We start from the raw sequence: 13,689 nt of genomic DNA, 5'->3' as shown, positions 1-13,689 counted from the left end.
CGCCGCGATCGGTCCCGCACGGGCGCGGTCACGGCGTCTCCTCGGCGGGCTCGGCGAGCAGCTCGAAGTACTCGCCGAAGGCGGCCCGCGACGGTGCCCGGCCGAGCTTGCGCAGCTCGCGGGCCACGCCCTGGACCAGCTCCGGCATGCCGACCCGGCCCTTCCCGGCGGCCGCCAGGTAGGCCGCGGTCAGCGCGGCGTTGCGAATGCCCGCACCGGTCAGCTCGACGTGCCGGGCCAGCACGTCGAGGTCCACATCCGACGCCAGGGGCACGCCTGGCGGGAGGGCGACATCCCAGATCCGGCGGCGCATCGCGGCGTCCGGAGGCGGGAATTCGACCGTGTGCCGCAGCCGGCGGGCGAACGCCTCGTCGAGATTGCCGCGCAGGTTAGTGGCAAGGATGGTCAGACCGTCATATTGTTCGATCCGGCTCAACAGATAGGCCACTTCGACGTTGGCGTAGCGGTCGTGCGCGTCTTTGACCTGCGACCGGCGGCCGAAGAGCGCGTCCGCCTCGTCGAAGAACAGGATCGCGTTAGCCGCCCGGCCGGTCGTGAACACCTCTTCCAGGTTCTTCTCGGTCTCACCGATGTACTTGCTCACCACCGCGGACAGGTCGACCGCGTACAGCTCCTGGCCCAGCTCGGCGGCGAGCAGCCCGGCCGACATGGTCTTTCCTGTGCCGCTCGGCCCGTAGAAGAGCACGTGCAGCCCGCGCTGGTCCCGGAAGCCCCACTCGTCGCGGACCAACGGCCGGAGCCGCGCCGCCGCGACCACCTCGTCGAGCTGTCGCCGCACCCGCCCCGGGACGACCAGGTCCGCCCACCCGTACGGCGAGGTGACCCGCCGAGCCAGTCGGCTGAGCGCGGTCGCGGACTGAGCCCGTGCCGCCTCCGCAAGACCGGTCCGGTCCAGCTCGGCCGGACCGGAGCGGGCTCGAACGGCGGCACGGCCGGCCGCAAGGATGCGTCCCGGGCCGAGCCGGAAGGCGTCGGCGATCGCGGTCACGTCGGCGTCGCTCGCGGACGCTTGGGCACGGGCAAGCGCCGCTCGCCACAGCGCGGTCCGCTCGGCGCAGCCGGGCTCCTCCACGGCCACGTCGAGCCAGCCGCTGGTGCCGTCGACGCCGTGGTGCCAGACGGAACCTCCGGTGAGGATGGCCCGCGGCGCCGCCTCGACCACGCGCGCGAGCTTGGCTGCGCCCAGCGACTCGGCGAGCCGGTCAGCGGCGACGACGACCAGCGTCGCGGCGGCCAGCCGCACTTCCCGGTGCAGGGCGTCGCGCGCGTGAGGGGCGTCGAGTAGACCGGAGGGAATGCGGTCGGAGTCGAGCACCAGGTAGGGGCCGCCGATCGCCGCAGCCAGCGCGATTGCCGCGGTGCGCCGACCCGAATCGGGCGGCCCGGTGAGCACAGCCACGCGCGTCCTTCCGGAGCGCAGCCGTCCAGCCGCGTCCGCCAGTGCCGCCGCGGTGCCGGGCGGTGTCGCCAAGTTGGGCAGCGACACCTCGGCGCGACCCGCGCGGTGCCGGCCGAGGAAGTCCGCGAGCATCCCGTCCGGGCGGTCGTCGCCGAGCAGATGGTCGACCACCCGGCACGGGACGACCAGCGCCTGGTCGAGCAGCGTGGCCGGCACGGATCCACCCGGCGGCGCAACCTCGAGCAGCCCGGTCGCCCGCAGCGGCGCGGCAGCGTGCAACCGCGACCGCACACCCACCGTGCCCGGCCCGCTCGCCTGGTCGCGCGGGCCTGCCGGGTCCCGCGCCGCCTCCGGGTCCGGCCAGAGTGCCGCGGCCAGCGCCGCCGTCGGGCGGCGTAGGGCCGCGTCGTCCTGCAGCCAGGAGATCAGGGCCGGGTAGCGCGGCTCCAGCTCCACCGAGACGGCCAGGAGCAGCAGGTCCTGGTCGAGCGGGCAGAGGCCGAGCCCAGGCAGCCGCAGCGCGCCCGGGGCAGTGGCCAGCAGCCGGGCCTGGTTGTCGCGGCGGGCCTGGCGCACGTGGCGGTCGGCCGCGGCGAGTCGTTCCTGGCCGGCGCGGTCGATGGCGGGTGGGTCGAGCAGCGCGTCCACCAGCTCGTCGGGCACGTACAGCCCGCGGTAATCGGTGTCGCCGGCGATCCGCCCGGCCAGACGGCGGCGCAGCACCAAGCGGCGCAGCTCCAGCTCGAGCCGGTCCAGTTCGGCGCGGAGGTGATCGGCCGGATCACGGAAGGCCGCGAGCGCGGCTCCGGCCGGTGCGTCGGTCACCGGTTCGTCCAGCGTTCCGCGAGCGGTCGGCGCGGCGGTCATCGGTCTGCCTGTCGTACCACCAGGTCGGCGCCGAGCCAGGGCAGCGGGCAGACCAGCTCGTCCAGCCCGGCCAGGTCGAGCAGCACCTGCAGCGGCGCGGGCTCCAGCGCCACGTCGATCAGCTCGGGCCGCACGGTGACGGTGCCGGGAACGCCGTACACGTTGGTGTGCAGGTGTTCGAGGGAGGCGTTGCCGAAGCCGGCCAGGTGCTGGGCGAAGAGTCGCACGCCCGCGTGCGCGAGCAGCGCGATCACCGCACCCGCCGGATCCGCGCCGAGGAAGGCCGCATCGGACGGCGACGGCGTCGGCAGGCCCGGCACCACGGGAATGCCGGGTCGCGGGCCGGGCGGCGGGACACCGGCGATCAGGCGCAGCGCGGCATCGTCGAGCGCCTCCGCCGCGAGCCGCGCCCCCAGGCATCGCGCCAGCACCCGCAGTCGCCATTCGGCGGCCTCGGGCGCCGGAGAGAGCCCGGCCGCGAGCAGATCCGGAACAATCAAGAGCACGCCGGCGTACGGGCAGACCAGGCTTGTCGGCGACGCGGGTTCCGGTGCGGCCGGCGTGGCGGAGTCGCCCGCGGCCGGTATGTCGGACCAGGGATCAGTCCATTGCGGCCGCGCGACGAGAGGGCCGAGTCCAGGCGGAACCGCGGAGTCGGGTACATCCGCCGAGGGGAAACGGTCCAACAGACTGACCACCTGGTCCACGGCGGCTACCAGCCGCTGCGGGTCAAGGGCGCGACCGGTCCCGGCCCGCACCACGCCGAGCAGCCGCAGCCGGGCCACCGGCCCACTGGGATCGGGCCGGCCGGCGAGCACCGCGCGGCGGGCCCAGACCGCGGCCAGCGTCGGCGCGTCGACCGCCACCGCCGGCGCCGCGGCGGGCATCAGCGCCCGCCACAGAGGGGCGGCCGCCGCGCCGAGCCGGTCCAGCACGCTGTCCAGGCGGCGGGTGCGGGCCAGCACCTCGATCACGTCCAGCACCGGCACGCCCAGCGCCCCGGCCGCGCCGACCAGGGCCTGACCGGGCGGAGCGGCTGCCAGCCCGGCGAATGTCGCGTACTCCCAGCGGGTGTGGGCGTCCCCGGCGGCCAGCGCGGCCGCGAACGCCGCGAGATAGCCGGCGCGGTGGGGGAACCGCCGCACACCCGGCAGGTCGAGCGCGCCGGCCACGACCGCGGCGATCCGGTCGGCGATGCCCCGCGCCCAGAGCCGGGCGAGCAGGTCGAGGTCGTCCACGTCGCCCGGCAGCGACACCGACAGCTCGAGCCGGTCGATGACCCAGACCGAGGGGTCGGCCGGGTCGAGGGCGGCGTCGAGCGCGTCCGCCAGGGTGCCCGCCAGCCGCGCCCCGGCCACCGCGTCGAGACGGGCGGCCAGCGGCGCCGGGTCCCGGTGGTCGGCCGGCACGAGATAGGTGCAGGTCAGCCGCTCGATGCTGGTGGCCGGCCCGCTCGTCGTACGCATCAGGCCGTGACCGCCACCGGCTCGGCCGGTTTCGCGGCAGTCAGCTCTTCCAGCACCTGGATGGCGCCGCAGATGCGCAGCAACGTCTCCCGGGTTCGGTCGTATTCGGCGGCCAGCTCCTCCAGGCGCCGCAGCCCGGCGGCGCGTTCGGTGCGCAGCCGGCTCAGCCGCTCGGTCATCGCACTGTCCATCGAGGACCTCCTTCCTGGCGGTCAGCTGCGCCGACCCACCACCACGAGCGTGAAGAACACGGTGTTGTTGGCCTCCTGCGCGGCGTCCGACTGCTGGCAGAAGCACTCGCCGAAGACCTGGGTCGTGGTCCAGCTGGTCACCCGCACGTAACAGTGCTGCGGGACGATCGCGGTCGACTGCAGGTGGTCGAACACGTCGAAGGCCGGGTTGCCGTCGTTGTTCCACAGGCTGAAGCCGTTGAGCACGGCGAACGCCGTGAAGATCCGTCCGAAGTCGGCGCCCAGCGAGATCGTCCACGGGCGGGGCGTGTGGCCGTCGCCGCCGGCGCCGTCGTTGGCTAGCTGCTGGGTGTAGGAGCGCACCCGGAACGCGCTGTCGTCCGCCCCGGAGATCTTGAGGTCGCCCGCGACGAGCAGGTCCGAGGAATTGCCGCCCGGCTGTCCAACATAGACATCGCGGCCGCTGCCCCAGTTGAGGAACAGGTCGTCGTCGGCATCAGAAACCCCAGATTTCCCCCGTACGTGCCGGGTGCGCACCTCGGCGTCGCCGTTGTGCCCGGCGATGACGTCACCGGTGGCCCGCAACTCGCCGAAGACGTCGAGGTCGCCGCCGGAGGTGAGCCGCATCGCCAGCGCGCCGCCACCCCCGGGGTCGGCGTCGGCCGGGCTCTCCAGGCCGCCCCGGAAGAACGCGAAACCGCCGGGACTGCGCAGGTACAGAGTGGACGGTTGGGTGCCCACGCCCCACGCCGATCCCTGCAGATTGAGCACCTGCCGGGCGGCGGCCGAGTCGAACAGCAGCCGGGCCTGGCTGTCCAGTCGCATCTGGAGGCTGCCGCCGTCGCCGGGCGTGTTGGCGGCATCGTCGTGCTTGCCGCCGCGGAACCAGGCGAACTGGGTGGCGGCCCGCTGGTAGAGCGTGCCGGACTGCACGCCGATCCCGTACTCGGCCTCGTTCGCCGCGGTGCCGCCGGCGGTCCACAGCCCGAGCATCTGCCGGGTCTGCGTGCCGAACGACAACGTCCCCGTCGGCACCTGGACGACGTCGTCCGCGCGCACGGCCAGCACGGATTGCTCGCTCGGCCCGATGGTCAGTTGGTTGTCGGCGTCGGCGGCGTCGCCGAGGTGGACCCGGATGAGGTGGCCGACGTCGGAGGGGCCGCGACGCCGGCCGAGCCACAGGTCGACGGAATCGGTGTCGCCGCCGGTGTAGTTGAGCCGGACCAGGCCGCCGTCCACGTGCACGTCGGCCCGTGCGGTCAGCCGCCCGTCGACCGCGAGCCGGCCCACCACCTCGGCGAAGTCCTCGGCGTCCGGGTCGGCCGGTGGGGTGCGCGGGGTGATCGTGAGGGCGTCCGCCGGGGCCAGCACCGACGCGGCGACCGCGCCCACGTACGACCGGGCCTCGTTGAGCCGGCCGGCGGCGGCGTGCACGAACGCCTGGTTCGGGCCGTCCCACTGGACCGTGCCGAGCCGGATCAGCCAGAGCGGATCGGTGACGGTCTCGTCCGGGAACTCCTGGTACGGCACCGATTCGTCGGCCGGGACGGTGAAGGCGCCGGGGGCCGGCTGCCCGTCGATGATCACCGGGTCGTGGGTGACCGGCCCTGGGTCGACGACGATCCGGAAGCCCTCGACGATCCGGCGCATCGCGGACGTGTCCTCGCAGGACTCGAAGCCGTATCCGGGCGGGAGCGCGTCGGTCTGGTCGTAGGACAGCCAGACCTGCCGGTGGGCCAGCGTGTTGAACCGTTCGAACAGGGCGGCGTCCAGCAGGTAGGGCGCCAGCAGGACTATCTCCCGGCCGTACCCGTCGACCGCCATGCCCGGCTGCACGAAGACCGACACCGACCCGGCGTTGTCCTGCTCGACCAGCTCGAGGCCGGTCACGATGCCCCAGGTGTGGTGGGCCAGGTTGTGCCGCCGCCGCATGTCCCGGTGGTAGTCCTGCTCGGCGCGGAAGTCGGCGGCCTGAAGGTACTGCCGCTCGTAGTAGTTGACCCGCTCGATGTCCTCAGTCGTCATCGCCGGACCTCCCGCGCAGCCGTTCGAACTCGGCGGCCCACGTGTCCGGGTGGCGCAGCCGGTCGACGAGGTCGCCGACCCGGCGCATCGTCCGGCGCGGCGCCGCGAAGTCGTCCGTGTACGCCGCGCGGCGCAGCGAACCGGACGGGTCGACGCTGTCGAGCAGCCGGGCCAGCCCGAGCCGCCCGTCGCGGCGGGAGAAGCGGGCGCGGCCGGCGCAGCAGAGCCGGCAGATCGCCCAGGCCAGCGCGGGCCCGAAGGAGAGCCAGTACGCCAGCGCCGGGAAGGATCCGGCGTACCGGCGGCCACTCCAGCCGCAGACCTCGACGATCGCGCCGTCCCGGATCTCGACGCAGCCCAGGATCACCCGGTCGTCGCAGGGGTCGGCCGGGCACGGTGGCATCAGCGCGAAGCAGATGCAGTCCCGGATCTGGTCGACGAGCAGCGCGGTCAAGGCCAGGAACGCGGCGCCGGCCCGCTGGCCGTAGGCGGGGCCGGACTCGTCGCCCTGCGGCCGGGGGATCTCGATCCGATCGAAGTCCTTGAGCCGGGTGCACTGGGTGCTCAGGGCCTCGTCCTCGAGCAGGTCGCGGACCGCCTGGCGGTAGCGGCACAGCGCCTCGTACCGCTGCTGGGCGGAGGCGTCCACCGGCTCCGACGCGAACCCGGCCGCCAAAAGGATCTGACGGTCCGACCGGCTGAGCCGGCCGAGACGCTGGGCGACGTGTTGCACGCAGGTGACGACCTGGCCGACGAACGTACGGCGGAGAGCATCCACCGGAAGGGGGCACTCGTCCTCGCACTGCTTGACCACGCCGAGCCGGAACGTCTCCAGCACCCGGGTCGGCTCGCAGGCGCCGAGCGGCACCGTCTCGGTTTTGGTGCTTCCGCAGCCGCAAGAACATCCGTTTCCGTTGCCGCGCTGGGTACGCAGAGCAGTAGTGGGGCGCTTCTGCACCTCCTCGTAGCGCAGCGACACGCACCAGTGCTCGGTGACGCCGTCGCACGGGTCCGGCTGCGGCGGCGCGTACGGGTCGCAGTCCGCCCGCTTCCGGGTGTTCTGGCAGGCCCGCACCGCGGCGAGCAAGTCGAACTGCTGCTCGGCCGGCACCACGACGTCGTTGCCGAACGGGTCGAGGGCGTAACCCGGCCGGACGGTCACGTAGCCCGGGCAGTCCCCGCAGGCCAGCTCCAGGCCGCAGACCACGCCCCAGCCGTGCAGGTACCGGTTGTGCAGCCGGTTCTTGGCCAGCACGTACGCCTGCTCCGAGGTCAGCTCGTCCTCGGTGAGCAGCTGGCCGGCGAAGTACCGGGGCCGGTCGAAGGTGGCGAGCCCCCCGGACCCGCCGCCGCATCCGCAGCTCTTCCCCCCGCCGCCGCAGCCGCAGCCGGTGGCCCTCTTGGCGGTGCCCTCAGCGACCTGGCTCATCGTGACGCTCCCTTGCTCGCGGTGGTCTTCCTCGCGGTCTTGCGGGCTCCGCGCACGCCCAGCCGGCCGACCGTGAACCAGCTCCGGAACTGGCCGCCCTCGATCCGGTCGCCGGTCGGGCACCGGTCCGGCAGCCCGGGGAAGAACTGGTTGCCGTCCAGCGCGAGTCGCCACAGGCTGCCGTCCGGCAGCTTGGTCTCCTTGAAGGCGACGATGCCGTCGCCGTGCAGGAGCACGAGGAAGTCGCCGACCGGCACCTGGGCCTTCTCGATCGGGAGGAACCGCACGCCGGTGCAGCTGCCGTCGCCGGGTGGCTTGTCCACCGCCTCGGCGACGCCGCCGCACTCGCCCTTGGCCGTGACCGGCTCGACCGTGAGCGTGATGCCGGTCCACACGAAGCCGGGGTAGCCGCCCGCGTTGGCGGTGGTGCGGAAGAAGAGCTCGACGGTGAATCGGTCGAGCGTCTCGGCGAGCATCGGCCGGTCGAAGGTCACCACCAGGCCGGTGCCGCGGACGAGCTTGTCCGCCGCCGCGGCGGTCAGCGTGCCCCGATGCGGCCAGTTGATCGCGACGATCTTCGGAAGGTCCAATGTGGGCGCCGGTGGGCCGGGATCACCCTTGGGGCCGGTAGGACCGGCTGGGCCAGTGGAACCAGCAGGGCCGGCCGGGCCGGTGGAGCCTTCAGGTCCGGCGGGACCAGCCGGACCGGGCGGTCCAGGCGGCCCCTGCTCTCCCGGTTCCCCAGCCGCGCCACCGTGTTCGAGCAGACAGCGCACGGCCTCGGTCAGCGCCGCCACGCTGGGCAGCCGCGGCCGCCCCGAGTCGTTGTCGAGCACGTCGTCCGTGAAGAGCCCGGCCACCGGGTCGTCCGGCACCCACCCGGCCACCGTCACCAGCGGCAGGCAGTCGTCATCACAATCCGGGCAGTCGGCGTCCAGCAGCGAAGCACAGTCCCCGCCGGTCACCGTGAACACCGCGACCCCGGCCTGGGCCGGCGCGGCCGGGGCGAACCCGGCGAACAGCCGCCGCGGATTGCTCGTCAGCACCAGCCGGTACGGCGAGCCCCCCACCGGCTCCGGCGGCCCGTACACCGTGCCGGTCCCGGTCTCGAGGGCGTACCCGTCGACGATCTGAACCGTGCCCGACGCGGTCAGCATGAACCACCACCGGCCCCCGGCCGCCCCGGCGAAGGCCACCGGGATGTCGGGCGTCGGCGTGGTCGCCGCGCCGAGGGGCGTGATCGTGTCCCCGGCGCCGTCCACGGTGTACAGCCGCAGCAGGCCGCCCGCGATGTCGGACGCGATCAGCCGGGCCCCGCCGGAGCTGGGCGCCACCCCGATCGCGTCCGGCGCCAGGTCCATCGCCCGCTGGACGGCGGTCGTCGGGTCGGCCGCCGTCACGACCAGCATTGCCGCCGCCGACGCGTCGGTCACGAGCAGGGCCGCGCCGTCCGGTAGCCACACCGCCTCGGCATTGCCGACCGACACCGGCGCCTCGCCGAGCAGGACCGTTGCCGGGTCGGTGCCGTTGTCGACGTCGGCCGACCAGGTGCTGACCCGTCCCGCGTCGCAGTCCAGCAAGGCCAGGCGACCGTCGCCGGGGGAGGGCGCGAGCCGCGCCCTGCCGCCCGGCCCGGCCGCCAGCGTGATCGTGTTGACCGCCGTGCCGAGCGTCGCCGCGTCGAGCACGAGTACGGCGTCCAGCGCGGCGAGCGCGACGTAGACCCGGGTGCCGGCCGCGTTCACCGCCACGTCGAGGCAGACGGCCGGCAGCGCGCGCGAGTCCAGCAGCACGCCCTCGGGGGAGAAGGCGTGCAGCATGTCCGGCCCGGCGGTGGCGACGTAGACGCGATCGGTGCCGACCGCGTACGACATGGCACCGGTCGCCGCGATGGTCGTGGCCCGTTCCAGCGAGAGCGCCGTGTCGGCGACCGGCTCCGGGGGCGGGTCGAGGTGCGCCTCGAAGCGGTACGAGTCGAGGATCCGGTTCGGCTGGCAACCGTCATCCGCGCAGCCGCATTCGTCGAAGAGCGCGGGCACCTCCTCGATCGCGCACTCGTGGTACCGCACGCACAGGCGTACGGCATGCGGCTGATTGTCGAAGGGTGCGCCGGGACCGTGGTCCCGCTGCCAGGCCTGGATCGCCAGCGCTCGCAGGTCGACGATCTCCTCCTCGCTGACGAGGATCTCCCGGCCGCAGCAGTCGACCGCGACACCCGGCGCGACCCGCACGAACCGGTCCCGGCAGGCCGGATTCTGATGCTGGCTGACGGTGAGGCCGCAGACCACGCCGGAGCCGTGCAGGTACCGGTTGTGCCGCCGCACCTTGCCCAGCAGGTACCGCTGCTCGTCGGTGAAGTCCCGCCCGGTCATGAACTTGCCGGTGAAGTAGTTGTTCCTCGCCAGCTGCGGTATGTCGCACTCCACGCAGGACATGCCACGTCCTCCTGTCATTCCAGCACCGTGCCGGTGCCCACGCGCGTGGTCCGGCCGATGCGCGATCCGGTCCGGTCGGGAAGGTCCCCGGCGGTGCCGAGGACGGTGTCGCTGCCGAGCCGGCCGGCGCCGGTCACGGTCTCGGCCGGGTACGCGCCGACCACGCTGTCGATGCCGAGGAACGACTGGACGCCGATCCGCATCCGGGGTGCGACCAGCACCACCCGGCCCAGGGTGTGCGCCGGGGCGGCGAGCGTCAGAACCCGCTCGGCGAGCCGCCGCAGCCCCGCATCCTCGGCGGCGGGCAGATAGACGCGGAAGCGGTGCGCGTGCACGTGGAACGGGTCGCGCAGCGGGTCGGTGCTGCCGATGAGCTGGGCCGAGCCGATCCGGCTGTTCGCGTCGAGCTGGAGGCGGCGGACCACCTCGTCGTCCCAGACCGCGCTGTCGTCGCCGAGCCGCCCGCTGCCGAGGTAGAGCCAGCGGCGCAGCCGGTACTCCTCCATGACGTACGCCTCGATACCGGTACAGATCCGCAGGTGCAGCCGGATGCCGGCCGGGGTGCCGCGCAGGCGGTACAGCTCATGCGCCCGGGCGACCAGCTCCCGCTTGCGCGCGAGCGGCAGCCGCAGGTCGTCGGCGAGGCCGAGCCAGGCGGCCAGGTAGTCGAGGAACTCCGGCGGGCTCGCGTACGGGTCGAGGTAGGCCGGGAGCGCGTCGATGCGAGCGCTGACGGTCGCCCGGACGGCGTCGAGGATCGCGAGGAACCGGTCGGTGAAGTCCGCGCTGACCGGCTCCTCCCGGTACGCGGCCGGCAGGTACCGCAGCGAGGTGCGGCGCGGGTACTCGGCGCGCACACCGTGGACGGCCGGGGTTCGCGCCGGCCCGCCGGTCAGCGTGAGCCGCAGCCACAGGTATCGGCCGGGCGGCCCGAGGACCAGGCAGTCCCACGGATCCCGGCCCACGACGCCGTGCTCCTGCCCGCCGGCCCACCGATCGGCGGGGAGCGCGGCGACCTCGGCCGCGGTGAGCGGTACCTCGGCGGTGAGCGTGTGGACGGTCACGCCCGCGCCCGCGGGAATGTCGGCGTCGAGCTCGATGCGGTGCCAGACCTGCCCGTGCCGCCGGCCGTCGAGCGGCGCGGTGACGAAGGTGCCCGTAGCCGCATAGGCGGACGGCTCGGCGGGGGCCGCGTCGAACCGGTCGGCCAGGCCCTCGGTGGTCGTGCGTGTCTCCAGCAGGGTCCCGTCGAGGTCGTAGACGTGCACCAGCGGCGAGCCCTCGTCGGCCACGTAGATCCGGCCGTCGCGGTCCACGGCGAGCGCGACCGGTGCGGCACTGGTCCAGGCATCCAGGTGCCGCCCCGCGCAGGTCAACACGTGCACCAGGCCGCCGTCCCGGTCGGCGACCAGCAACCGTCCCCGGGAGAAGGCGACGTCAAAGGGTGTCCAATCCGGCCTGGCGATGACCCGGCGCACCGCCTCGCCGCCGGGCGTGAGGACGATCAGCCGCTTGTTTCCGGTGTCGGCCACGACCACATCGCCGGTTTCCGTGACCGCCACCCCGTGCGGGTCGTCGAGCTGGCGTACGCCGGAGCCGCGCCCGCCGAAGCAGGGCACCGGAAGGAAGTCCTGCTCGCAGTCGTCGTACCGGAGCAACCGGTTGCCCGCCCGGTCCACCCGATACGGTCCCGCCGTGCCGGTGGGCTCGGAGAGCCCCCCGAAGGAACCCGAGGCGTCCGCCAGCGGCCGCGGCAGATCGGCGTCCGCGGCCAGGCGCAGCACGTCGCCCGTGTGCACGCCCACGCACAGCGCCGGCTCGTCGCGCCAGCCCGCCCGGCCGTCGAGGAGGAAGGCGCTCATGAGTAGCTCACCCTCAGGTCGGGCGGCTCGCTCGCGATCAGCCGGCCCACGCCGATCTCGACGTCCCGGCAGAACGGCTGCACCCGCCGGTCGAGCGTCACGGTCAGCTGGTTGTCCCGGATCCGGTCGACGCCCGGCACATCGAGCAGCACCCGGCACAGCGTCGAGTAGTAGATCGTCCCGCCGAACGGCCAGCCGGTCCCGTCCGCGCCGCCGGTGAGCGGGTGGAAATACTCGGCGATCCGGCCGGCCAGCGCCCGGCGCAGGGAGGCTAGGTCGGCGTCCGGTCGGGCCACGATCTCGGCGGTGACCAGCACGCTGCGGTAGGTCGGCGGCAGCACGTACAGCTCGTTGGTGACCAGCCGGTGCGCGTTGAGGTGCCGGCAGACCGCCCGCAGGGTGACGTCGCTGGGCAGCGGCGCGGGCCCGTCGCCGTCCGGCACGACGATCACCGAGACCACGCCCGGCACCGGCACGTCGGGGAACTCCGGGTGGTACAGCGGCAGCGCCTGCGCCCGGCGGACCACGACCTGCGGGGTGGCCAGCGCCAGCGTGACGAAGTCGTCGGCGGTGACCGCGCGGTCCCGGGCCGCGAGCATGGCCGGCGCGCGGCGTTTCGCGTCGTCGACCGTCTCCTCGTCCGCGCCGCCGAGCGCCGGGGCGAAGTTCGTCGCCGATTTCACGCCCTCGGCGAAGGTGCGCAGGGTCGTGACGGTTCCGGCTCCGACGTTGGTTCCTTTCCCGCCACCGTACGAATAGGAGCGCGCCACGATGTTCGAGGAGGGGTTGGCCGGATTCGCGACAGGGATCCGGCCCGTGCGCCCGTCGCCGAAGGTCACCTGCCCGGTCGTGTGGTCGAGCACGTAGTGCGGGTCGTCCGGCCCGGACGCCACGAAGTCGGCCACCTCCTGCCACGGCTCGAAGCCGCCGCCCTCGTCCACCTCGAGCTGCAGGCTCGCCACCGTGACCGGGGTGCCGTCGGTGCGGGTCAGCGCCAGCGGCTCGTCCCGCTCCAGCACCGGCCGGTTGCCCAGCCGGAACGGGCCCTGCGCGGGCGTGCCGTCGCTGCCGCCGAGCACCTCGTCGGCGGCGGTCTGCGCGGCGACGGCGGCGATCGTGTTGGTGCGCACCGCGCTCAGCCGGGGCGCCACCTCGTACCGCGAGGTCACCAGCCGTACCCGCAGCCAGTAGAGCGCCGTGCCGACCGCGCCGATGGTGGCCTTGCTTGCCGCCGTGCCCGGCCCGACCAGGACGAGGTGGCCGTCGCGGCTGAACGCCCGGGTGCCGTCGGCCTCCAGCCCGAGCGTCTCCCAATGCGCGCCGTCCCAGAACTCGTACGCGAGCTCGGCGGGCGGCGGCGGCTCCACCAGCTGGTCGGTGTCGCAGTGCAGGCCCGGGTGCCCGGACGAGCGGGGCTGCGCGTAGCAGGCCAGGTCGATGGACTGGTCGACGAACGGGAGCGGCGAGGAGAACCCGAGCAGCAGCGCGGCGCCCTCGTGCGCGTGCGCCCCGAACGGCGCGAAATCCTGCCCGGCGATCCCGTTTGCGGTTGTGGCGTCGCTGTAGGCGTACGCGTCGAAAACCTGCACCGCCGCGAGACGCGCACCCAGGGCGACCAGCGCCTGCCCGGTCTCGAAGACGACCGGCGGGACGTCGCCGCCGGCCGTGGCCACCTGGGTTCCCTTGGGCACGATGACGAACGCGTCGGCGTCCGGGCGGGCGAGCGTGAACGTGACGTCGACCCGGGCCGGACGGGCCGGCCGGGTCTGGATGCCGAGCAACTGTAGGAACTTCAGATAATTCCGGTCCGGTACGCGGTTCAACCGATAGACCGTTTGCTCGGTGAGCCACGAGAACAGCTGCAACAGCGTGATGCCGGGGTCGCTGTCGTTGTGGTTCGTCCATTCCGGGGCATAGCGCGGAATCAGCGAGCGGGCCTCGGCGAACAGGTCGGCGAACGTGCGGTCGTCCAGGTTGGGCGGCTCCAGCGGCAT

At 73.8% G+C, this 13,689-nt stretch carries 8 protein-coding genes; all 8 read right to left on the bottom strand.

Annotated features, from left to right (window positions below):
- Nucleotides 1-28: 28 nt before the first annotated feature.
- From A3CQ_RS0102670 to A3CQ_RS0102635, 8 genes are read right to left on the bottom strand one after another with little or no spacing between them, the layout of a single operon-like run.
- The gene (locus A3CQ_RS0102670) at nucleotides 29-2,287 is read right to left on the bottom strand and encodes an ATP-binding protein (protein WP_020509363.1); all 2,259 of its coding nucleotides are present in this window, start codon (nucleotides 2,285-2,287) and stop codon (nucleotides 29-31) included.
- Nucleotides 2,284-3,753, bottom strand: a complete 1,470-nt coding sequence (locus tag A3CQ_RS60435) for a hypothetical protein (protein ID WP_020509362.1) — start codon at nucleotides 3,751-3,753, stop codon at nucleotides 2,284-2,286. Before A3CQ_RS60435 ends, A3CQ_RS0102670 begins: the two co-directional genes overlap by 4 nt.
- Nucleotides 3,753-3,944: a hypothetical protein gene (locus A3CQ_RS0102660; RefSeq protein WP_026205222.1), complete on the bottom strand. Its 192-nt coding sequence runs from the start codon at nucleotides 3,942-3,944 to the stop codon at nucleotides 3,753-3,755. The genes A3CQ_RS60435 and A3CQ_RS0102660 overlap by 1 nt, the downstream gene beginning before the upstream one ends.
- Before the next feature lie 21 nt (nucleotides 3,945-3,965).
- Nucleotides 3,966-5,969: a hypothetical protein gene (locus tag A3CQ_RS0102655; RefSeq protein WP_020509360.1), complete on the bottom strand. Its 2,004-nt coding sequence runs from the start codon at nucleotides 5,967-5,969 to the stop codon at nucleotides 3,966-3,968.
- A complete protein-coding gene (locus A3CQ_RS0102650; protein ID WP_026205221.1) occupies nucleotides 5,959-7,398 on the bottom strand; it encodes a hypothetical protein in 1,440 nt (479 codons plus the stop codon). The genes A3CQ_RS0102655 and A3CQ_RS0102650 overlap by 11 nt, the downstream gene beginning before the upstream one ends.
- On the bottom strand, nucleotides 7,395-9,851 hold the full coding sequence (locus A3CQ_RS61975) for a YncE family protein (RefSeq protein WP_211216439.1): 2,457 nt from the start codon (nucleotides 9,849-9,851) through the stop codon (nucleotides 7,395-7,397). The genes A3CQ_RS0102650 and A3CQ_RS61975 overlap by 4 nt, the downstream gene beginning before the upstream one ends.
- Entirely contained in the window at nucleotides 9,848-11,695 is a 1,848-nt protein-coding gene (locus tag A3CQ_RS0102640; protein ID WP_020509359.1) for a phage tail protein, read from the bottom strand. Before A3CQ_RS0102640 ends, A3CQ_RS61975 begins: the two co-directional genes overlap by 4 nt.
- Nucleotides 11,692-13,689 (bottom strand): putative baseplate assembly protein, encoded by a 1,998-nt coding sequence (locus A3CQ_RS0102635; protein ID WP_020509358.1) that lies wholly within the window; start codon nucleotides 13,687-13,689, stop codon nucleotides 11,692-11,694. Before A3CQ_RS0102635 ends, A3CQ_RS0102640 begins: the two co-directional genes overlap by 4 nt.

The organism is Paractinoplanes globisporus DSM 43857, assembly GCF_000379645.1.
GTDB classification, from domain to species: Bacteria; Actinomycetota; Actinomycetes; order Mycobacteriales; family Micromonosporaceae; genus Actinoplanes; species Actinoplanes globisporus.
The sequence above is the reverse complement of the archived record's forward strand: the minus strand, read 5'-3'. Positions and strand labels throughout refer to the sequence as shown.